The organism is Actinomadura sp. NBRC 104425, from assembly GCF_030269545.1.
In the GTDB taxonomy this organism is placed as follows: domain Bacteria; phylum Actinomycetota; class Actinomycetes; order Streptosporangiales; family Streptosporangiaceae; genus Spirillospora; species Spirillospora keratinilytica.
The window spans coordinates 120,480-141,259 of record NZ_BSTN01000017.1 but is presented as its reverse complement, the minus strand read 5'-3'; the positions used below and the strand labels follow the sequence as shown (position 1 = coordinate 141,259).

Below are 20,780 nucleotides of genomic sequence, written 5' to 3'. Positions count from 1 at the left end.
GCGGCCATCGCGTTGTCTCCTTCTTCTTGATCATCCATCTCGAAGGATCTACGCGGTGGCCGTCTCACGTCACGACGCCACGCTCTTCACCTGCGGAAACTCGTACACCACCTCCGTGGACGCAACCTGCTGTTCGACCACGTTGCAGCATCGGCGGGGCGGCCGACATCGGAGACGGGCCGCTCGCCATCCCGGTCTGCTTCGCGGATGCGGCGGCGATGCCACGGGCCCGCGAGTGTGGGGGACGATCCGGCTGCCGCGCCCACGCTCAAGAGCTGAATGCCAAGGTTCCACGGCCTGGTGGCCGCAGTATTACCTGCTCGGTATCAGCGGTTTGCGGCGGCGTGCTCTGGTTGTCGCGCGGGGATGGTGCGCGCCGCTGTGGCGGCATTGCTTCGGGCGGTGGTGTGGATTCAGGCGCTTCGCGGGGCGGTTACTTGGTGGGGCGGAACGTGGAGATTACAAAGGAGAGCGGGGTCGTGACCGGCTCGGGGAGGGTGGAGAGGCGGCGCCGGAGTTCGTCGGCGGGGACGTGGTGGGCGCTGGGGCCCATGCGGACGAGCGCCTCGGTCTCCGTGTGGTCGAGGGTCGCCTGGTACTCCAGGGGGCGCCGTGCCTCCAGGGTGAAGTGGGCGCCGAGTGCGGAGTCGACGCGTTCGTTCTTCTGTTCGTCCACCGTCACCAGGCCGAGGGCTTCGACGAGCGGGCCCAGGTGCCGGGGCGAGGGGGTGACGGTGATCAGGAGGCCGCCGGGGCGCAGCACCCTCTGGAACTCCGCGGCGTTGCGGGGCGCGAAGACGTTGACGATCGCGTCCACCGAGCCGGCGCGGATCGGCAGGGGGCGCCACAGGTCGGCGACCACGGCGCCGATCCGCGGATGGGCGCGGGCCGCGCGCCGGGCGGCGTACTTGGAGAGGTCCAGCGCGATGCCCGCCGCATGCTCCAGCGGCCGGAGCACCGCGCTCAGGTAGTAGCCCGTGCCGGCGCCCGCGTCGAGGACGCAGCCGATCCCGGGTTCGGCGGTGACGATCTCGGACAGAACATCCGCCATGGGGGCGAAGCGGCCGGTCACCAGAAAGTCTTCCCGTGCGCTCACCATCTCTGCGGTGTCGGCGGTGCCGGGACGGGCGTTGCCGGGCAGCAGGTTCGCATAGCCCTGACGGGCGATGTCGAACGCGTGTCCCCGCGCGCAGCGCAGTGCCTTTTCCGCAAGTAGCAGCGGTTCTGCGCACACCGGGCACGCCAGGCGTTCGACCACATCAGCCAGCACGTGTCCATGGTCTACCACGCCGGAGGCGCCGGTGAGCCGGGAGATCAAGGCCGACCCCGGGCCCCGTGTACAAGCAGGGCCCGGGGCCGGCGCGGCCGTCAGGCCTTCAGACGGCGCCGCACGTCCTCCATGTCCAGACCGCGAACCTGCTCGATCACGTTCTCCAGGGCCGCGTCGGGCAGGGCGCCGGGCTCGGCGTACACGATCACACCGTCGCGGATCGCCATGAGCGTGGGGATCGAGGTGATGCCGAAGCGCTCCGACAGCTCGGGCTGGTCCTCGGTGTCGACCTTGCCGAAGACGATGTCGGAGTGCCTTTCGGCCGCCTTCTCGAAGACCGGGGCGAAGCGCCTGCACGGGTTGCACCAGGCCGCCCAGAAGTCGACCAGCACGATCCCGTCGCTTTGGGCCACGTCGTCGAAGTTGTCAGCAGTCAGTGTGACCGTCGCCATGTCGGTTTCTCCTCGGTCGGGGTATCAGCCTGGGTAGCGGTGCACAGCCCCGGAGTATTCCCGCCGTGGGAATCACAGAGCGGTAATTGGCGTTCTCCTCCTAGGGAGATCGCACCGGAGAAGGGTCAGGATGGCTGCAACCCGTAGCAAGGGCGACAGGATCGACGCCCTCGACAAGGACCTCGTCGGGGCGTACCTGGACCGGATCGGCCGAACCCCCCTACTGGACGCGGAGGAGGAGGTCGACCTGGCCAAGGCGATCGAAGGGGGCCTGTACGCCGAACAGCTCCTCGAGGAGGGCCCGATCCCCGACGGGATCACCCGCGAGGAGCTGCATGAGCTCGTCGAGGCGGGGCTGCGCGCCAAGCAGCGCTTCGTCGAGGCCAACCTGCGCCTGGTGGTCTCGATCGCCCGCAAGTACCCGACCGACGCGCTGCCCCTCATCGACCTCATCCAGGAGGGCAACCTGGGGCTGATGCGCGCGGTGGAGAAGTTCGACTACCGGCGCGGCTTCAAGTTCTCCACGTACGCGACCTGGTGGATCCGGCAGGCCATCGGGCGCGGCCTGAGCCACACCGCCCGGACGATCCGGCTGCCGGTGCACGTGGAGGAGGAGCTGTCGCGGCTGCGGCGGGCCGAGCGCCAGCTGGGCCGCGACCTGGGCCGCGATCCCACGCGCGAGGAGCTGGCCGAGGCCGTGGGGGCCGAGCCCGAGCACGTCGACGAGCTGCTGAGCTGGCGCCGCGACCCCGCCAGCCTGGACGCCACGGTCGACGACGCGGGCGAGACCGCCATGGGCGACCTGCTGGAAGATCCCGACGGGGTGACGCCGGAGGCCGAGATTCTGGCGCTGGACGAGACCGAGGGCCTGGGCCGCCTGCTGGAGCGGCTGCCTGAGCGCGAGTCGGCGATCCTGCGAGCCCGGTTCGGTATGGACAACGGCCAGCCGCTGTCGTATGCGCAGATCGGCGCCCGGTACGGCCTGAGCCACAACCGGGTGCGGCAGATCACCGACCGGTCGCTGCGGCGGCTGCGGCAGATGGCCGCCGAGGCGGATCTGGCCGGGCAGCGCGGGCCCGCGCGGACCGCGGCCGTCCAGGCCGCCGCGGCGCCCGCCGCGCAGGGCCCCGCCGCGGCCGTCCGCGCGGCCGCCGCCGACGGCAAGGCCGCGTGACCTTTGAGTGACATTCGTGATCGCGTCGGCCGAGCGGACCGCTGCTCCGGGTCCGCTCGGCCGCGATAATCTTCCGTTTTTTACCTTCGCGTGAGGCCGCGCTCCGGGCGGCATCCGGAAGTTTTCCGGTTTTCTCCACCGTGGAGGTCATGCCGGTCCTGCCGGAGTGCCATAGCCTTGATGCCCGTGAGTACATCTAGCGTCACGGGGCAGCTGGACGCCTGGCGTGCCCTCCCGGCACTGCAACAGCCCGAGTGGGACGACGAGGCCGAGCTGCGGACGGTGGTCGACGAGCTGGCCAAGCAGCCGCCGCTGGTGTTCGCCGGCGAGTGCGACCAGCTCAGGGAGAGCCTGGCGGCGGTCGCGCGGGGCGAGGCGTTCGTCCTGCAGGGCGGCGACTGCGCCGAGACCTTCTCGGGGTCCACGGCCGACGCCGTCCGCAACAAGCTCAAGACCCTGCTGCAGATGGCCGTCGTGCTCACCTATGCCGGCCGGGTGCCGGTGGTGAAGATCGGACGGATGGCCGGGCAGTTCGCCAAGCCGCGGTCCAAGCCGGTCGAGGTGCGCGACGGGGTCGAGCTGCCCGCCTACCGGGGCGACGCCGTCAACGGCTTCGAGTTCACCCCGCAGGCGCGGCGCAACGACCCCCGGCGGATGCTGCAGGCCTACCACTGCTCGGCCGTCACGCTGAACCTGTGCCGGGCGTTCACCAAGGGCGGGTACGCCGACCTGCGGCAGGTGCACGCCTGGAACCAGGACTTCGTGGCCAACAGCCCGGCGGGGCGCCGGTACGAGCGGCTGGCCGGCGAGATCGACCGGGCGCTGGCGTTCATGAAGGCCTGCGGCGCCGACCCGGAGGAGTTCCACGGTGTGGAGTTCTACTCCAGCCACGAGGCGCTGCTGCTGGAGTACGAGCGGGCGCTGACCCGCATCGACAGCCGCAGCGGGCTGCCCTACGACGTGTCGGCGCACATGGTGTGGATCGGCGAGCGGACCCGGCAGCTCGACGGCGCCCACGTGGAGTTCCTGCGGCACATCCGCAACCCGATCGGGGTGAAGCTGGGCCCGACGGCCACCGCCGAGGAGGCGCTGGCCCTGATGGAGCGGCTCAACCCCGAGGGCGAGCCGGGGCGGCTGACGTTCATCACCCGGATGGGCGCGGGGAAGATCCGCGACGTGCTGCCGCCGCTGATCGAGAAGGTGCACAGCAGCGGGTCGCCGGTCGCCTGGATCTGCGACCCGATGCACGGCAACACCTTCGAGGCGCCCAGCGGGCACAAGACCCGCCGGTTCGACGACGTGCTGGACGAGGTCACCGGGTTCTTCGAGGTGCACCGGGCGCTGGGCACCCACCCCGGCGGCATCCACATCGAGTTCACCGGCGACGACGTCACCGAGTGCGTCGGCGGCGGCCACGAGATCGTCGAGGACGACCTGCACCAGCGGTACGAGACGGCCTGCGACCCTCGGCTCAACCGCAGCCAGTCGCTCGACCTGGCGTTCATGGTCGCCGAGCTGTACCGGGTGGCGCAGTGACCCTCCGGGGCGCGCCGGCCGGCCGTTAGCCTTGGTCGGGCCGGGGTCAGATGGCGACCTCGGCCCAGACGACCTTGCCGCCGGTCACGGGCTCGGCGCCCCAGGCGGTGGCGAAGCGGTCGACGATGAACAGGCCGCGGTGCGACTCGTCGAGCGGGCCGGGGACGGTCAGGCGGGGCATCTGCGCGGCGCGGTCGCGGACCTCCACGCGGACCCGGTCCTCGTCGCGCTGCAGGCGCAGCTCCAACGCGGTGCCGGCGTGCCGGACGGCGTTGGCGACCAGCTCGGCGACGATGGCGGTGACCAGTTCCTCGCGCTCCATGAGGGCCCAGGTGCGCATGGTGCGGATGGCGAGGCGGCGGGCGTACTCGACGGCCTCGGTCTGGGGGGCGGCGCGCAGCGTCGTCTCGGTCATCGCCATGGCCGCCGGGAAGTCCGCGGGGCCGACCGGCGGCCGTGGGTCCATGTGCCGTGGGTCCATGTGCCGTGGGTCCACATGCCGGGGGTCCACATGCCGTCGCCGCGCATCACACCCGGCCTTCGGAGCCCTCGCCGCCGGCGGCGCCCGCCATGAGGAACCGGTCGAGCCCGGTGGTGCGCAGCACGTTCTCGACGCGGCCGTAGGCGCCGGTCACCGTCAGGGTGGCGTTCTGGGCGCGGGCGTGCTTGTAGGCGCGGACGAGCACGTTGAGGCCGGAGGAGTCGCAGAAGTCGACGGCGGTGAGGTCGACCACGACTTCCCGCTCCCCCGCGTCGACCAGCTCGGTGAGCCGTTCTCTCAGCTCCTCGGAGGAGTGCAGGTCGATGGAGCCGCGCGCGGCGATCGTCGCGCGGCCGTCCTGTCGCGTCGTGTGCAAGGCCAGCCCCACGTCATCCCACCTTACCGATTGCAAGCGCCGGCGACGCCACCGCTGCGGCGCCCCCGGGGGTCGACGGCTCGTGTCGAAGGCTCGTGCCGGCGGCTCATGACGCCCGTAGGACGATGAGCGCGACGTCGTCGTTGGACGGCTCGGGCCCGAAGTCGCGCACGGCCCGCTGGATGCGGGCGGCGACGGCGCCGGCGCTCAGGCCGGTGCAGCCCGCCAGCAGCCGTTCCAGCCCGTGCCCGTCGCCCAGCTGCCGGCCGCCGGAGCGCCGCTCGGTGACCCCGTCGGTCACGCACAGCAGCACCTGCCCGCGCCGCAGGGCGATGGTGTCGGTGTGGAACTCGACGCCGTCGAACACGCCGAGCAGCGGCTGGGGGGTTGCGGCCTCGCGGACGGTGCCGTCGGGGTCCAGGATCAGCGGCGGCGGGTGGCCGGCACTGGTCAGGCTGATCGCCACGCCGTCCCGGCGCGGCCGCGGGGTGATCTCGCCGTGCAGCAGGGTCAGCAGGCGGCCGCGTTCGCCCTCGCCGAGGATCAGCCGGTTGAGCCGGGCCAGCACGTCGGGCACGGACATGTCCTCGGCGGCCAGGATGCGCAGGGCGTGCCGGGCCAGGCCGGTGACGGCGGCGGCCTGCGGTCCGGTCCCGCACACGTCGCCGATGGCGAAGCGCCAGCGGTGGGCGGCGGGCCCGGCGGACGGCTCGGGGCAGGCGAACACGTCGTAGAAGTCGCCGCCGACCTCGCTGCCCTCGCCCGCCGGCTCGTACACCACGGCGACCTCCAGGCCCGGGATCTCCGGGACGCCGGGCGGCAGCAGGCTGCGCTGCAGGGCGCTGCTCATGGCGGTCTGGGCCGAGTAGAGGCGGGCGTTGTCGATGGCCAGGGCCGCGCGGCGGCTGAGCTCCTCGGCCAGTTCGATGGCGCTGCGCGGGAAGCGCTCGCCGGGCGGGCGGCCGATCACGATGGTGCCGATGTGCCGGCCGCGGGCGATCAGCGGGAACGCGTAGGCCTGGTCGTCGGCGGTGCTCCCAGCGGCGGCGCGGGCCTGCGGCGGGGCGGTGCCGAAGCCGTGCCAAGGGCCGGGGCCGTCCGCCGGCGGGGCGAGGTCGGCGTGGGCGAGCAGCTCGCGCAGCCCGTCGGCGCGGGTCTCGTCGGCGTGCCAGACGTAGGCGAGGCGGTCGCGGCCGCCGTCGGCGTCGGTGAAGACGGCGCACCAGGTGGCCAGCCGCGGCACGACCAGCTGGGCGACCAGCGCCATGGTGCGCTCCTGGTCGAGGGTTCCGGCGAGCAGGTCGCTGGCCTCGGCGACGAAGCTGAGCCAGCCGCGCCAGGAGCGCTCCAGCTCGCCGATGCGGGCCTTCTCCAGCGACAGCGACATCTCCTCGGCGAGCCGGCCGAGGCGGGCGGCGTCGCTGTCGGTGAACCGGCCGGGGGCGGACGCCACGGCGACGACCAGGCCGGTGAGGCGGCCCTGGGCGAGCAGCGGCGCGGCGGCCAGGGAGCGGGCGCGCAGGGCGGCGGCGACCGGGTCGCTGTCGCCGGCGGCCACCCAGGGGGCGGCGCTGCTGCCGCCGGGGCCCAGGCCGACCACCGACAGCTCCTCCACCGGGGCCTCGGTGGGCAGGCCGGAGGCGGCGCCGAGCACCAGCCGCCCATCGCGTTCGGCGAGCAGGACGGCGGCGCCGTCGGCGTCCAGCACGTCGCGGACGGTGCCGACGGCCTCCTGCAGGGTCTCCTTGGCCGAGGGGGAGCGCAGCAGCCGGGCGCCGGCCACGGCCATGGCGGCGGGGTCGTTCTCGTCGCGGTCGACGTCGCCGCCGAGGCGCCCGGAGGTGCGTGCGGCGCCGGGCCGGGCGGCGCCCCGCCCGCGGGGGCGCGCGGCCCTGCCGCCGGACGGTTCGCCGGGGCCGGCCGTTCCCGCCGGCGCCGCAGCGGCCGCCGTCCCGGCCGCGGCGGCGTCCTCGGGGCCGGGTTCGGCGCCGGGGCGGGGCAGGCGGAACCACACGCCCTTGCCGCGCCGGTCGTAGGTGACCCCCCAGGACGCCGACAGGGCCGCGATCGACGGCAGGCCGCGGCCGCTGGAGGCCTCCATGCCGGGCATCTCGATGATGCGGGTGGGGTGGTGGTCGCGGACCTCGATCCTGATATCGCCGTCGGTGAGATGGCAGGACACCTCGAACGAGGTGCCCGCGTAGGCGACGGCGTTGGTGGCCAGTTCGCTGGTGGCGAGCACGGCGTCGTCGACGGCCTGGTCCATGTGCCAGCCGGTCAGCACCCGGCGGACGAAGCGCCGGGCCTCCGCCACGGACGTGGCGGCGCAGGGGAAGGTGGCCGACGCGGTCTGCGCCGGGGCCGGTCGCGCCGTGTGCGCCGCCGCCGTCTGCCGATCCAAGAGTCGTTCCTCACTTCGAGCTTTTACGGGGCCCGGCTATCGTGACAGACGGGTTCGCCGTCCGGCCAGGCAAGACCCGCCACCGGCGGGCTTTGGACGGGCGGACGCGGCCGCCGACCGGTGCCCGGCGGCGGGGCCCGGCCGCGGCATCCGGGCCGCCGGGGAGCGGGGGGACATCCGGGACGTTTCCCGGCCCGGCGGACGGAAGCGGCCAGGCCGCCACAACACGACAGACCGTAACACGAAGACTACGAGGCAGCCTCCGCTGCATCGTGTTACCCGCGTCCCGGCCGGCCACCGGCTCCGGTCCCCGTCCGGCCGGCCGCGCGTTCTGGGCGGCGATGCCGGCGCTGCGGAACGTAAAGTACAGGTGCGGCCACGCCAGCAGGTGTCCGTCGTTCCCGGGCGGGCCAGGAGGATGAAACAGCATGCCCCGAACCGCTTCCCGTTCGCTGAGCCATCGCAACGGGTCTCACGACACCACCCCGCGCTACAGCGACGCCGACCTGGCGCCGTTGCTGAAAGCGCTGGCGGCGGTGCGGGACGGCAAGCTCCGCAAGGAGCTGGACGTGCCGGGCGAGGGCGCCGTGGCGCAGGCCGCGGCGATCCTGGAGGAGATCCGCGAGAACGGCGAGCACCTCGCCTCCGGCCTGGCGCGGGTGCGGCGTGAGATCGGCCGCGAGGGGCAGCTGCGGGGGCGGCTGCGGCCCGGGGCGCTCAAGGGCACCTGGGGCAGCGCGGTGGAGGACGCCAACGCGATCATCGACAAGCTCACCGACCTGGCCACCGGCATCCACAAGGTGGTGGAGGCGGTGGCGGCGGGCGACCTGAACCAGCGGGTGGAGCTGCGGGTCGGCGGGCGGCCGATGCGCGGGGAGCTGCTGCGCATGGCCCGGTCGGCCAACTCGATGGTGGAGCTGCTGGACAGGTTCACCTGGGAGGTCACCCAGTTCGCCCGGGAGGTCGGCACCGAGGGGCGGCTCGGCGGCAAGGCGTCGGCGCGCGGCATGACCGGCCGCTGGCGGGACGTCACCACGGCGGTGAACCTGATGGCCGACCGGCTGACCGCGCAGGTCCGCGACATCGCCGAGGTGACCACGGCGGTCGCTGGCGGCGACCTGACCCGCAAGGTCACCGTGGAGGCCACCGGTGAGCTGCAGGAGCTGAAGCTCACCGTGAACACCATGGTCGACCAGCTGTCGGCGTTCGCCTCCGAGGTGACCCGGGTGGCGCGCGAGGTCGGCACCGAGGGGCAGCTGGGCGGCCAGGCCAACGTGCGGGGCGTCAGCGGGGTCTGGAAGGACCTCACCGACAACGTCAACGCCATGGCCAACAACCTGACCTCGCAGGTGCGCAACATCGCGCAGGTCACCACGGCGGTGGCCGAGGGCGATCTGGGCAAGAAGATCACCGTCGACGCCCAGGGCGAGATCCTGCAGCTCAAGCTGACGGTCAACCAGATGGTGGACACGCTGTCGGCGTTCGCCGACGAGGTCACCCGCGTCGCCCGCGAGGTCGGCACCGAGGGGCGCCTGGGCGGCCAGGCCCGCGTCCCCGGCGTGAGCGGCGTGTGGAAGGACCTGACGGCGAACGTCAACGGCATGGCGTCCAACCTGACGTACCAGGTCCGCAACATCGCCCAGGTGACGACGGCCGTCGCGCAGGGCGACCTGACCAAGAAGATCACGGTCGACGCGCAGGGCGAGATCCTGGAGGTCAAGGACACCGTCAACACGATGGTGGACACGCTGTCGGCGTTCGCCGACGAGGTCACCCGCGTCGCCCGCGAGGTCGGCACGGAGGGCCGGCTCGGCGGCCAGGCCCGCGTCCCGGGCGTGAGCGGCGTGTGGAAGGACCTCACCGACAGCGTCAACTCGATGGCCGGCAACCTGACCACCCAGGTCCGCAACATCGCGCAGGTGACCACCGCCGTCGCGCAGGGCGACCTCACCCGCAAGATCACCGTGGACGCGCAGGGCGAGATCCTGCAGCTGAAGGAGACCATCAACACGATGGTCGACATCCTGTCGGCGTTCGCCGACGAGGTCACCCGGGTCGCCCGCGAGGTCGGCACGGAGGGCCGCCTGGGCGGACAGGCGATCGTGCCGGGCGCCGGCGGCATGTGGAAGGACCTGACCGACAACGTCAACGGGATGGCGTCCAACCTGACCACCCAGGTCCGCAACATCGCGCAGGTCGCCACGGCCGTGGCGCACGGCGACCTGACCCGCCGCATCGACGTCGACGCCCAGGGCGAGCTGCTGGAGCTGAAGACCACGCTGAACACGATGGTGGACACGCTGTCGTCGTTCGCCTCCGAGGTGACCCGGGTGGCCCGGGAGGTCGGCACCGAGGGCCGCCTGGGCGGACAGGCCGAGGTGGAGGGCGTGTCGGGCACCTGGAAGCGGCTCACCGAGAGCGTCAACGAGCTGGCCAGCAACCTGACCACGCAGGTGCGGGCGATCGGCGAGGTGGCCAGGGCGGTGGCGCGCGGCGACCTGACCCGCTCCATCACCGTGGAGGCGCGCGGCGAGGTGGCCGAGCTGAAGGACAACGTCAACCTGATGGTCGCCACGCTGCGCGAGACCACCCGCGCCAACCAGGAGCAGGACTGGCTGAAGACCAACCTGGCGCGCATCGGCGGGCTCATGCAGGGCCACCGCGACCTCATGCAGGTCGCCGAGCTGATCATGAGCGAGCTGACCCCGACCGCCAGCGCCCAGTACGGCGCGTTCTACCTGGCCGAGGACCCCGAGGACCGGCCGGACGGCGCGGACGCCGACGGGGCCGAGCTGGTGCTGACCGCCGGGTACGGGATCCCCCGCGACCGGATCGGCACGGTGCGGTTCGCCATCGGCGAGGGCCTGGTCGGGCAGGCCGCGCGGGAGCGCCGCCGGGTGCTGCTCACCGACGCGCCGCCCGGCTACATCAAGATCGGCACGGGGCTGGGCGAGGCGGCCCCGGTCAACATCATCGTGCTGCCGATCGTGTTCGAGGACACCGTGCTCGGCGCGATCGAGCTGGCCTCGTTCAACCGGTTCACCGACGTGCACCTGGCGTTCTTCGACCAGCTGATCGAGACGATCGGGGTGACGCTGAACGCCATCCGCGCCAACGCCCGCACCGAGGCGCTGCTGGCCGAGTCCCAGCGGCTGGCGCAGGAGCTGCAGGAACGCTCCGACGAGCTGCAGCGCCAGCAGGGCGAGCTGCGCCACTCCAACACCGAGCTGGAGGAGAAGGCGGCGCTGCTGGCCCAGCAGAACCGCGCGATCGAGATCCAGAACTACCAGATCGAGCAGGCCCGGCGGACCCTGGAGGAGCGCGCCGAGCAGCTGGCGATCTCCTCGCGGTACAAGTCGGAGTTTTTGGCGAACATGTCGCACGAGCTGCGCACCCCGCTCAACAGCCTGCTCGTGCTGGCCAAGCTGCTGACCGAGAACGCCGAGGGGAACCTGACCGAAAAGCAGGTCGAGTTCGCCCGCACCATCCACGACTCCGGCACCGACCTGCTGGAACTGATCAACGACATCCTGGACCTGGCCAAGGTGGAGGCCGGGAAGATGGGGGTGCACCCGCAGGAGATCGGCGTGTCCGCGCTGGTCGACTACGTCGAGGCGGCGTTCCGGCCGCTGTCGCAGGACAAGGGCCTGCGGTTCGACGTGGAGGTCGCCCCGGACGTCCCGGCGACGCTGTACACCGACGAGCAGCGGCTGCAGCAGGTGCTGCGCAACCTGCTGTCCAACGCGGTGAAGTTCACCGCCGAGGGCGAGGTGCGGCTGCGCGTGGAACGGGCCGGCGACATGGACGTCACCGTCCCGGCGCTGTGGAACGTCCCCGACGTGCTGGCGTTCCGCGTGATCGACACCGGGATCGGGGTGAGCCAGGACAAGCTGCAGGCGATCTTCGAGGCGTTCCAGCAGGCCGACGGCACCACCAGCCGCCGCTACGGCGGCACCGGGCTGGGCCTGTCGATCAGCCGCAACATCGCCCGGCTGCTCGGCGGGGAGATCCATGTGGAGAGCGAGCTGGGCCGCGGCAGCGTGTTCACCCTCTACCTGCCCGCCCGATGCCCCGAGTCGGACGACCGGCGGCGGCCCGCCGCCGAGGACGGGGACGCGGCGGCCCCGTCCGACCGCTCCGCCCGGGCTGCCGACGCGGCCGCGCCGCTGGAGGCCGTGCCGGCGGGCCGCGGCGACGACGCCCCCGCCCGCGAGCACGCCCGCGAGCACGCCGGCGGGCAGGTCGGCGAGGACCCGCTGGAGGGGATGCTGGCCGAGCCGCCCGCCGACTACCTGGACACCGCGCTGTCGGGCCGCAAGGTGCTGATCGTCGACGACGATGTGCGCAACGTGTTCGCGCTGACCAGCGTCCTGGAGGGCTACGGCATGGAGGTGCTGTACGCCGAGGACGGGCAGGCCGGCATCGACCTGCTGCACCGCAACCCGGATGTGGCGATGGTGCTGATGGACGTGATGATGCCCGGCCTGGACGGCTACGCCACCACCGCCGCGATCCGCGAGATGCCGCAGTTCGCCGAGCTGCCGATCATCGTGATCACCGCGAAGGTGATGAAGGGCGACCGGGAGAAGAGCCTGGCCGCGGGCGCCTCGGACTACGTGCCCAAGCCGGTGGACGTCGACCGGCTGCTGGAGGTGATGCGGCGCTGGCTGCGGCCGTCGGTGGTGCGCTGACCGGCGCGAGAACATGTCCGCCGAGGGGGCGCCGGCCCCGTGGGATGATCGGGGCGGCGCGGTGGGGCACCGCCGGCGGCCGGCTGCGTGACCGGGGCGGCGCGCCCCGGCGGCCGGGGGTTCGAATCGGAGGAGAGGGGCCACGCGTGGACGACAAGGCGAAGATCCTGCTCGTGGACGACCGCGAGGAGAACCTGATCGCGCTGGAGGCCATTCTCAGCTCCCTCGACCAGGACCTGGTGCGGGCCCGCTCCGGCGAGGAGGCGCTCAAGGCGCTGCTGACCGACGAGTACGCGGTGATCCTGCTGGACGTGGTGATGCCCGGCATGGACGGCTTCGAGACCGCCCGCGACATCAAGCGCCGCAAGAAGACCCGCGACGTGCCGATCATCTTTCTCACCGCGGTCGACAGCGACCCGGACTACGCATTCCGCGGCTACGCCGCCGGGGCGGTGGACTTCATCTCCAAGCCGTTCGACCCGTGGGTGCTGCGCGCCAAGGTGTCGGTGTTCGTGGAGCTGCACAACAAGAACAAGCAGCTGCGGGAGCAGACGGCGCTGCTGCGCGAGCAGGCCGCGAAGCTGCGCGAGCAGGCCGACCTGCTGCGGGCCCGTCCCGAGCGCGTCGCCGAGCGGGTCGTGGCCGTCCAGGACCAGCTGGAGGTCGTGGGCAAGCGGCTGCCGCAGAACGCGCGGGCCGACTTCGCCGAGCTCGAACGGCGTTTCGCCGATCTCCGCTCCGTCCTCGACGGCCCCGGGGAGGCCGCCCCCTAGCCCCCTCTCCTGGCCGCCCCCGTGCGCGGGCTTCGCGGCGGCGCGTGTTGTCTGTCCTTCCCGCCACCGACAGGTGCCCTCCGGGCCAGGCTTGGTGACGGCCGCTGCCGGGGACGGTACGGCTGCGGGAGGAGATGACCATGGATGCTCCCGCGCTCTTCGCCGCCGGCGCCGCCACCGGCCTGCTGGCGGGGCTCACCACCTGTGCGGCCGTGCAGCTCGGCCTGCTGGCGGGGGCGGTTCGCGACGCCGAACGGCCGTCCGGGCCCGTTGCCGCGTTCCTGACCGCCCGGCTCGTCGCCCACACCTGTGTGGGGGCCGCCCTGGGCGTGGTCGGCGGCGCCGTCCAGCCCGGCCCCCGCGTGCGCGGCGCGCTGCTGGCCCTGGCGGCGGCGGTGCTGCTGCTGTTCGCCCTCGACCTGCTCGGAGTCCGCCCGGCGCGGCGCCTCCTCCACCGCAGCACCTGCCACACCTCCACCGCCGCCGACGCGGACGGGCCGCCCTGCCACACCCCCCGCTCCCCGGGCACCGCCGCACGGCTGCGGGGCGCAGGGCGGCGGACGGTGCTGTTAGGTGCGGCCACCGTGCTGCTGCCGTGCGGCCTGACCCTGTCGGCCGAGCTGATGGCGGTCGCGTCCCGCTCCCCCGTCGGCGGCGCCGCCGTGATGGCCGGCTTCGCGGCCGGCGGCGCGCCGGTGTTCGGCCTGGTGGGCGTCACGCTCGGCCGGCTGCGCGGCCGCCTGACCCCGCTGGTGGCGGTGGTGCTGCTGGCCGCCGCGGGCTGGACGCTGCTGTCCGGGCTGCGCCTGGGCGGGTGGATGCCCGCGGGCGGGGGCGGCGGCACGGCCGCGGCCGCCGCGTCCGCGGTGCACGTGGACGCCTCCGGCCGCCAGACCGTCACCATCTGGGCGCTCGACCGCGGCTACCGCCCCGCCCTGGTGACGGCCCGCGCCGGGGTGCCCACCGTGCTCGTCCTGCGCACCTCCGGCACGCGCGGTCACACCCGCGCGTTCACCATCCCCTCCCGCGACGTGGACATCGTGCTCCCCGTCAGCGGCGACACGCGGGTCGACCTGGGCACGCCCGGGGCCGGACGGCTCGACTTCGTCTGCGCGTCCGGCCACTTCCCGGGTTCGATCACCTTCCGCTGACCCCGGCGCCGGGGCGCGGGGCTACTCGCCGGATGCGGCGGCCAGCCGGGCGCGGGCGGCGGCGATGCGGGCGAGGGTGCGCTCGCGGCCGAGGGCCTCCAGGGACTCGAACAGCGGCAGGCCCACGGTGCGGCCGGTGACGGCGACGCGGACGGGCGCCTGCGCCTTGCCGAGCTTGAGGCCGTGCGCGGCGCCGACCTGCTCCAGGCGGCTCTTGAGCTCGTCGGTCTCCCAGGGCGCGTCGCGGTAGGCCTCCTCGGCGGCGGCGAGGATGTCGGCGGCCGGGCCCTTCATCGCCTTGTTCCAGGACGCCGCGTCGAACACCGGTTCGTCCAGGAACGCGAAGTCGACCATGGGCACGATCTCCGACAGGACCGCCACCCGGGTCTGGGCCAGCGGCGCGAGTTTGGCGAACACCTCCGGGTCGGCCTCGAACGGGGCGTCCTCCAGGTACGGGCGGCACTCGGCGGCGAACCGGTCGGCCGGCAGCGCGCGGATGTACTCGCCGTTGAACGCCCGCAGCTTCTTGACGTCGAAGAACGCCGGGGAGGTGTTGACGTCCTCGATCCGGAACTCCGCGACGATCTCCTCCCAGGGGACGATCTCGCGGTCGCCGGACGGCGCCCAGCCCAGCAGCATCAGGTAGTTGCGCATCGCCTCGGCCAGGTAGCCCTCGGCGCGGTAGTCCTCCAGGGCGACCTTGTCGCGCCGCTTGGACAGCTTCTGCCGCTTCTCGTTGACGATCACCGGGACGTGCGCCCACACCGGCGGCTCGGCGCCCAGCGCCTCCCACAGCAGCTGCTGCTTGGGGGCGTTGGGCAGGTGCTCCTCGCCGCGCACCACGTGGGTGATGCCCTGGCTGATGTCGTCGACGGCGTTGGCCAGCAGGAACGTCACCGACCCGTCGGCGCGGGCGATGACGAAGTCCTCCAGTTTGGCGTTGTCGAACTCGGGCTTGCCGCGCAGCAGGTCGACGACGGCGGTCTGGCCCTCGTCGGGGGTGCGGAAGCGCAGCGCCCGCCCCGGCCCGGGCTCCAGCCCGCGGTCGCGGCAGTGCCCGTCGTAGCCGCGGTGCTGGTCGCCGGTGCGGGCCACGACGTCCTCGCGGGTGCAGTCGCAGTAGTAGGCGCGGCCCTGCTCGCGCAGCCGGGCGGCGGCCTCGCGGTGCTTGTCGGCGTTGGCGGACTGGAAGTAGGGGCCCTCGTACTCCTCGCCGTCGATGCCCAGCCAGGCCAGGGCGCGGATGATGCCCTCGGTCCATTCGGGCTTGTTGCGGGAGGCGTCGGTGTCCTCGATCCGCAGCACCAGCGTTCCGCCCGACTGTTTGGCCATCACCCAGTTGAACAGTGCGGAGCGGGCCCCGCCCACGTGGAACATGCCGGTGGGCGACGGTGCGAAGCGGACGCGGATCGAAGAGGCGGAAGACATGCCTCCAAGCCTAGTGGGGCCGCGGCGCGGCGCCGACTCGGCGACGCCGCGCACCGCCCGCGGCCGCGCTGTCGCCGAGTGCGGGCCGCCTGGCACGATCGGGACATGAGCGATGCACTCGGCGACCTGGCGGCCTTCCGGGAGAGCGCCGCGCTGCGGCTGCGGGGCTTCTCCCACACCACGGTCGCCGACTCCCCCGGGATGCGGCGCGCCGGGGTGGTGGTGTGCGTGCTGCAGCACGACGGCGCCCCGTCGGTGGTGCTGATCAGGCGCGCCTACCGGGGGCGCAACGCGGGCCAGTGGGGGCTGCCGGGGGGAGGCGTGGACGAGGGCGAGACCCCGGTGGAGGCGGCGTTGCGGGAGCTGCGCGAGGAGGTCGGTCTGCAGGCCGGGCCCGGGGACGTGCTGGGCCGGTTGGACGACTTCCCGGCGGCGTCCGGGTTCGCCATCACGCCCGTCGTCGTGGCCCTGGACTCCCCGGGCCCGCTGCATCCCGACCCTCGCGAGGTGCACTCGGTCCACCTGGTGACGCTGCGGAGGCTGGCCGCCGAAGACACGCCGCGCTGGGTCCCCCAGTTGGACGGCGGGCATCTGCTGCAGATGCGCCTGGGGCCCGAGTGGATCGTGCACGCGCCGACCGGGGCGATGCTCTGGCAGTTCCGCGAGGTGGTGCTGCTGGGGCGGCAGGTGCGGGTCGCGGGACTCATCCAGCCCGACTGGACCCGCACCTGACCGTCACGGCCGCGGGGCCGGGTCGGCCGGGGCCGCCTCGATGATCCGGTAGCCGGCGTGCCCCAGCGGGCCGGACACCGACACCGTCGCCAGCCCGGCCGAGGCGAGCAGGTCGCGGAACTCGGCCTCGGTGCGCTCCCGGCCGCCGGTGGTGAGGAGCATGTTCACGTCGCTCATGAGCGCCGCGTGCAGCTCGGGCGTGACCAGGGGCGGCAGGACCGGCTCCACGATCAGCACGCGCGCCGCGGGCGTCATCGCGGCGCGGCAGGTGCGCAGGAGGGCGGCGGCCTTCTCGTCGTCCCAGTCGTGGATCACGCTCTTGATGACGTAGGCGTCGGCGCCTTCGGGGACGGCCTGGAAGAAGTCGCCCGCGACGACCTCGCAGCGGTCGGCGACGCCCGCCTCCTCCAGGGTGCGCCCGGCGTGCTCCAGCGCCGCGGGCAGGTCGAACAGCACGCCTTTGGGGCCGGGCACGGCGCTGAGGATCGCGGCCAGGAGCGTGCCGTTGCCGCCGCCGAGGTCGGCGATCGTGCGGTAGCGGCCGAAGTCGTGGGCCTTGACGAGGGCGGGGGCGACGTTGCGGGTGGCCTCGGCCATGGCCGCGTTGAACGTCGCCGACAGTTCGGGGTTGCGCGCGAAGTACTCGAAGGTGGTCTCGCCGGTCACCTGCTCCCAGACGTACTCGCCGGTGCGCACGGCCTCGGGCAGCTGCCCCCAGCACCGCCACACCTCGGGGGCGCAGAACAGGCCGACCATGCCTCGAATGGAGTCGGGTACGTCGCGGCGCAGCCGCCGGCCCTCGTCCGTCAGGGCGAACAGGTCCGGTTCCTGCTGCCGCACGGCGCCGAGCACGGTGAGCGCGCGCAGCAGCCGCAGCAGCGACGGGGCGTGCGTGCCGGTGCGCTCGGCGAGCTCCCCGGCGGTGCGGGGGCCGTCGGCGAGCGCGTCGGCCAGGCCCAGTTCGACGGCCGTGTAGACGATCTGCGCGGGCATGAATCCGAACGCCGTGTCAAGCAGCGGCGATCGCGTCATGGTCATCTCCTTTGTCCTCCGGTGACCTTGTCTTCACCCAGGTCGGGTAGGCGACACGGAGGTTAGGGACGCGGCGGGCGCGGCGTCTTGGACGAATGGCACCCGGACGCATGGCAGCCGGACGAATGCCCGCAGTGCCGTACCTGAACCGCGCACGGCGACATATCCGACCACACCTGGACATCCGCCCGGGGGTGCGGAGCGAACATTTCCTCCGCTTGATGTCAATGGCGGACTGTCACCGGATCACCGTCCGGCTCGTTACCAATCAGACAATCCCTGTTTTATCGCCTTAATTAACACTAGGGGTGACTCCAGTCACTGATGCCAGGAGGAACCCCATGCGTCGCAGAAGACCCGCTGTCACCGCCGCCGCCGTCGCCCTGGCCGGGGCCGCCGCGTTCGTCGCCGTTCCGGCCCCGCCCGCCCTCGCCGCGCCGCCGCTCCCGCCCGACAAGAGCACCTCGGCGTCGCACCTGGCGGCGCTGCGCGTCGCCGCCGAGGGGTCGTCCAGCGGCTACAGCCGCGACAAGTTCCCCCACTGGATCACCGTCTCCGGCACCTGCAACACCCGCGAGGAGGTGCTCAAGCGGGACGGCACCGACGTCCAGACCGGCTCGGACTGCTACCCCACCTCGGGCACCTGGGTCAGCCCCTACGACGGGGCCACGTGGAGCAACCCGTCCGACATCGACATCGACCACATGGTGCCGCTGGCCGAGGCCTGGCGGTCGGGGGCGAGCAACTGGACGACCAGCCTCCGCCAGCAGTTCGCCAACGACCTGACCAGCTCGCAGCTGTGGGCGGTCACCGACAACGTCAACCAGGCCAAGGGCGACAAGGACCCGGCCGAGTGGACGCCGCCGCTCGCCTCGTTCCACTGCATGTACGCCCGCTCGTGGATCGACGTGAAGTACCGCTACGACCTCTCCGTCGACAGCGCCGAGAAGACGGCCCTGACGCGGCTGCTCGACACCTGCTGACCCTCCCCGGGCGAGGCCCCGGCCGCACCGTGTGCGCTCCCGGCCGGGGCCTCGCGCCCTGTCCGGGGCCGGTGGCGCCGGGGACGGGGCGGTGTCAGCGGGACAGGGCGCGCAGCCAGTCGCGGGCCCGGTCGATGTGCTCCTCGCAGAGCCCCCGCCTCGGGTCGACGGCGACGAGCAGGTGCTCCCCCACCCCGGGCTCCGCCGCGACGGAGTCGGCGGCGTCCGGCTCGTCCTCGAACCACACGAAGGGCCGGCCCTCCGCCCACCGCGCGACGTGCCGGGCCTTCCACGAGCCGAGCGTGACGCCGTCGCCGGCGCCGGGGAACGGCGGTATCGGCACGAAGGGCAGGTCCGGCAGCCCCACCCGGGGGGAGATCCAGTCGTTGGCCGCATCGCACCAGTAGCTCGCCCATGCCAGTTCGGCGCCCGTGGCGCGGGCGAGGTCCCGCAGCATGGGGCCGTGACGCGAGCTGAGCCAGAGCCGGTAGGTGACGCCGTGGGGCGAGCAGCGGTGTCCGCGGTAGTCGCGGGAGGGCCGCTCCAGGGGGTTCAGCACACCGTCCACGTCGAGCAGCACCAGGGGCGTCGCCATGACCAGACCGTAGGGCATCGGCGCCCCCGCGGTCGACGATCCATGCCGAAAACTGATCTTCCGTACCTTCCCGGCATTTCGGCTACCCGTTTTGACATGTTTGGGTCTCTTATCCGAAACTGCACCGGGTCTGTCGCGCAGACGACCCGTGGGAAGGCGGTAACGACGCGTGAGCGACAACGACCGGCGGACGGCGATCCCGTCCGCCACCTCTCTGCCGGACACCACCCCGTCGGACACCACCCCGTCGGACACCGCTGCGGCACACCCCCGCAGCGGCGCCCCGGTGGACGCCGGCGACCTGGGCTACCGCAAGTCCCTGCGGACGCGGCACGTCAACATGATCGCGATCGGCGGGGCCATCGGCACCGGCCTGTTCCTCGGCGCCGGCGGACGGCTGGCCAGCGCCGGCCCGTCCCTGGCCATCGCCTACGCCGTCTGCGGGTTCTTCGCGTTCATGGTGGTGCGGGCGCTCGGCGAGCTCGTGCTGTACCGGCCGTCGTCGGGGTCGTTCGTGTCCTACTCGCGGGAGTTCATGGGAGAGAAGGGCGCCTACGTCGCCGGGTGGATGCACTTCCTCAACTGGTCGACCACCGGCATCGTCGACATCACCGCCATCGCCCTGTACATCCACTACTGGGACGCCTTCACCGCGATCCCGCAGTGGACGCTCGCGCTGATCGCCCTGGCCGTCGTGCTCACCGTCAACCTGATCTCGGTGCGGATCTTCGGTGAGCTGGAGTTCTGGTTCTCCATCGTCAAGGTCGGCGCGCTGGTGGCGTTCATGCTGATCGGCATCGGCCTGCTGGTGACCGGGCACCACGTGGGCGGCCACGACTCGGGCCCGGGGCTGATCCTCCAGCACGGCGGGGTGTTCCCGCACGGCGTGCTGCCCATGCTGGTCGTCATCCAGGGCGTGGTGTTCGCCTACGCCTCCACCGAGCTGGTCGGCGTGGCCGCGGGCGAGACCGAGAACCCCGAACGGGTCATGCCCAAGGCCATCAACTCCATCATCTGGCGGATTCTGCTGTTCTACGTCGGCTCGGTGGTGCTGCTGGCCATGCTGCTGCCGTGGGACGCCTACTCGGCCGACGAGAGCCCGTTCGTCACCGTGCTGGCGAAGCTGGGCGTGCCCGCGGCGGGCGACGTGATGAATCTGATCGTGGTGACCGCGGCGCTGTCGAGCCTGAACTCCGGTCTGTACTCCACGGGGCGGATCCTGCGCTCGCTGGGCGCGGCCGGGTCGGCGCCGCGCTTCACCATGGCGATGAGCCGTTCCCAGGTCCCCTACGGCGGCATCCTGCTGACCTCGGCGATCTGCGTGCTCGGCGTGGCGCTCAACTACTGGGTGCCGGCGCGGGCCTTCGAGATCGTGCTGAACCTGGCGGCCATCGGCATCCTGGGCACCTGGGCGATGATCATGCTGTCGCACCTGCTGTTCGTGCGGCGGGCCCGGCAGGGCCGGGTGCGGCGGCCCGGCTACCGGCTGCCCGGCTCGCCGGTCACCCAACCGCTGACCCTGGCGTTCCTGGCGGCGGTGGTGGTGCTGATGTGGTTCGACCGGGACGGGGCCGGGCACATGACCGTAATGGCCGTGCCGGCGATCGCCGCGGCGCTGCTCGTCGGCTGGTTCTTCGTCCGGCGCGGGCACCCCGGCACTGCGGGGGCGGTGCGCGACCCCGACGCGGCCGAGTGACCACCGGCT

16 protein-coding genes are annotated in these 20,780 nt (G+C 72.9%); 8 read left to right on the top strand and 8 right to left on the bottom strand.

The window, feature by feature from the left end; all coding sequences use genetic code 11:
• Window positions 1-433: 433 nt before the first annotated feature.
• Window positions 434-1,270 (bottom strand): putative RNA methyltransferase, encoded by an 837-nt coding sequence (locus QSK22_RS23635; protein ID WP_285496520.1) that lies wholly within the window; start codon window positions 1,268-1,270, stop codon window positions 434-436.
• 98 nt (window positions 1,271-1,368) lie between these two features.
• Window positions 1,369-1,722 (bottom strand): thioredoxin, encoded by a 354-nt coding sequence (gene trxA / locus QSK22_RS23630; RefSeq protein WP_285496519.1) that lies wholly within the window; start codon window positions 1,720-1,722, stop codon window positions 1,369-1,371.
• 130 nt (window positions 1,723-1,852) lie between these two features.
• On the opposite strand from trxA, the gene QSK22_RS23625 reads away from it, so the two are divergent.
• Both QSK22_RS23625 and QSK22_RS23620 read left to right on the top strand, forming a co-directional pair.
• Window positions 1,853-2,896 (top strand): sigma-70 family RNA polymerase sigma factor, encoded by a 1,044-nt coding sequence (locus QSK22_RS23625; protein WP_285496518.1) that lies wholly within the window; start codon window positions 1,853-1,855, stop codon window positions 2,894-2,896.
• A gap of 180 nt (window positions 2,897-3,076) precedes the next feature.
• Window positions 3,077-4,432 carry a class II 3-deoxy-7-phosphoheptulonate synthase gene (locus QSK22_RS23620; RefSeq protein ID WP_502872357.1) on the top strand — a complete coding sequence of 452 codons (1,356 nt, stop codon included), beginning with the start codon at window positions 3,077-3,079 and terminating at the stop codon, window positions 4,430-4,432.
• 46 nt (window positions 4,433-4,478) lie between these two features.
• Here the strand turns inward: QSK22_RS23620 and QSK22_RS23615 are convergent, their stop codons facing one another.
• From QSK22_RS23615 to QSK22_RS23605, 3 genes are all read right to left on the bottom strand, one after another.
• A complete protein-coding gene (locus QSK22_RS23615; protein WP_285496515.1) occupies window positions 4,479-4,898 on the bottom strand; it encodes an ATP-binding protein in 420 nt (139 codons plus the stop codon).
• 61 nt (window positions 4,899-4,959) lie between these two features.
• Entirely contained in the window at window positions 4,960-5,301 is a 342-nt protein-coding gene (locus QSK22_RS23610) for an STAS domain-containing protein (protein WP_285496514.1), read from the bottom strand.
• Between the two features lie 94 nt (window positions 5,302-5,395).
• The gene (locus QSK22_RS23605) at window positions 5,396-7,690 is read right to left on the bottom strand and encodes a SpoIIE family protein phosphatase (RefSeq protein WP_285496513.1); all 2,295 of its coding nucleotides are present in this window, start codon (window positions 7,688-7,690) and stop codon (window positions 5,396-5,398) included.
• A 428-nt stretch (window positions 7,691-8,118) separates the two neighbouring features.
• On the opposite strand from QSK22_RS23605, the gene QSK22_RS23600 reads away from it, so the two are divergent.
• The 3 genes from QSK22_RS23600 (at window position 8,119) to QSK22_RS23590 (ending at window position 14,305) form a co-directional block, all read left to right on the top strand.
• Window positions 8,119-12,381 carry a hybrid sensor histidine kinase/response regulator gene (locus tag QSK22_RS23600; RefSeq protein WP_285496512.1) on the top strand — a complete coding sequence of 1,421 codons (4,263 nt, stop codon included), beginning with the start codon at window positions 8,119-8,121 and terminating at the stop codon, window positions 12,379-12,381.
• A gap of 146 nt (window positions 12,382-12,527) precedes the next feature.
• Complete coding sequence (locus QSK22_RS23595; protein WP_285496511.1) at window positions 12,528-13,154, top strand: response regulator; 627 nt, start codon at window positions 12,528-12,530, stop codon at window positions 13,152-13,154.
• Between the two features lie 140 nt (window positions 13,155-13,294).
• On the top strand, window positions 13,295-14,305 hold the full coding sequence (locus tag QSK22_RS23590) for a sulfite exporter TauE/SafE family protein (RefSeq protein WP_285496510.1): 1,011 nt from the start codon (window positions 13,295-13,297) through the stop codon (window positions 14,303-14,305).
• A 21-nt stretch (window positions 14,306-14,326) separates the two neighbouring features.
• Here the strand turns inward: QSK22_RS23590 and gltX are convergent, their stop codons facing one another.
• Complete coding sequence (gene gltX / locus QSK22_RS23585) at window positions 14,327-15,682, bottom strand: glutamate--tRNA ligase (protein ID WP_502872358.1); 1,356 nt, start codon at window positions 15,680-15,682, stop codon at window positions 14,327-14,329.
• Window positions 15,683-15,838: 156 nt separating this feature from the next.
• Here gltX and QSK22_RS23580 point away from each other — a divergent pair, with 156 nt between their 5' ends.
• Window positions 15,839-16,465 carry an NUDIX hydrolase gene (locus QSK22_RS23580; protein ID WP_285496508.1) on the top strand — a complete coding sequence of 209 codons (627 nt, stop codon included), beginning with the start codon at window positions 15,839-15,841 and terminating at the stop codon, window positions 16,463-16,465.
• 3 nt (window positions 16,466-16,468) lie between these two features.
• On the opposite strand, the gene QSK22_RS23575 is transcribed toward QSK22_RS23580, so the two are convergent.
• Complete coding sequence (locus tag QSK22_RS23575; RefSeq protein WP_285496507.1) at window positions 16,469-17,497, bottom strand: methyltransferase; 1,029 nt, start codon at window positions 17,495-17,497, stop codon at window positions 16,469-16,471.
• Between the two features lie 341 nt (window positions 17,498-17,838).
• Between QSK22_RS23575 and QSK22_RS23570 the strand changes: the two genes are divergently transcribed.
• Entirely contained in the window at window positions 17,839-18,480 is a 642-nt protein-coding gene (locus QSK22_RS23570) for an HNH endonuclease family protein (protein ID WP_285496506.1), read from the top strand.
• A 94-nt stretch (window positions 18,481-18,574) separates the two neighbouring features.
• Here the strand turns inward: QSK22_RS23570 and QSK22_RS23565 are convergent, their stop codons facing one another.
• Window positions 18,575-19,075, bottom strand: coding sequence for an HAD domain-containing protein (locus QSK22_RS23565; protein ID WP_285496505.1), 501 nt, complete (start codon window positions 19,073-19,075; stop codon window positions 18,575-18,577).
• A 169-nt stretch (window positions 19,076-19,244) separates the two neighbouring features.
• Here QSK22_RS23565 and QSK22_RS23560 point away from each other — a divergent pair, with 169 nt between their 5' ends.
• Window positions 19,245-20,771: an amino acid permease gene (locus tag QSK22_RS23560; RefSeq protein ID WP_285496504.1), complete on the top strand. Its 1,527-nt coding sequence runs from the start codon at window positions 19,245-19,247 to the stop codon at window positions 20,769-20,771.
• Window positions 20,772-20,780: the final 9 nt, after the last annotated feature.

Bases quoted from the DNA above. Each gene is read 5' to 3' on its own strand.
- trxA (WP_285496519.1), bottom strand. From the start codon at position 1,722: ATGGCGACGGTCACACTGACTGCTGACAACTTCGACGACGTGGCCCAA.
- QSK22_RS23625 (WP_285496518.1), top strand. From the start codon at position 1,853: ATGGCTGCAACCCGTAGCAAGGGCGACAGGATCGACGCCCTCGACAAG.
- QSK22_RS23620 (WP_502872357.1), top strand. From the start codon at position 3,077: ATGCCCGTGAGTACATCTAGCGTCACGGGGCAGCTGGACGCCTGGCGT.
- QSK22_RS23615 (WP_285496515.1), bottom strand. From the start codon at position 4,898: ATGGACCCACGGCCGCCGGTCGGCCCCGCGGACTTCCCGGCGGCCATG.
- QSK22_RS23600 (WP_285496512.1), top strand. From the start codon at position 8,119: ATGCCCCGAACCGCTTCCCGTTCGCTGAGCCATCGCAACGGGTCTCAC.
- QSK22_RS23590 (WP_285496510.1), top strand. From the start codon at position 13,295: ATGGATGCTCCCGCGCTCTTCGCCGCCGGCGCCGCCACCGGCCTGCTG.
- gltX (WP_502872358.1), bottom strand. From the start codon at position 15,682: ATGTTCCACGTGGGCGGGGCCCGCTCCGCACTGTTCAACTGGGTGATG.
- QSK22_RS23580 (WP_285496508.1), top strand. From the start codon at position 15,839: ATGAGCGATGCACTCGGCGACCTGGCGGCCTTCCGGGAGAGCGCCGCG.
- QSK22_RS23575 (WP_285496507.1), bottom strand. From the start codon at position 17,497: ATGACGCGATCGCCGCTGCTTGACACGGCGTTCGGATTCATGCCCGCG.
- QSK22_RS23570 (WP_285496506.1), top strand. From the start codon at position 17,839: ATGCGTCGCAGAAGACCCGCTGTCACCGCCGCCGCCGTCGCCCTGGCC.
- QSK22_RS23565 (WP_285496505.1), bottom strand. From the start codon at position 19,075: ATGGCGACGCCCCTGGTGCTGCTCGACGTGGACGGTGTGCTGAACCCC.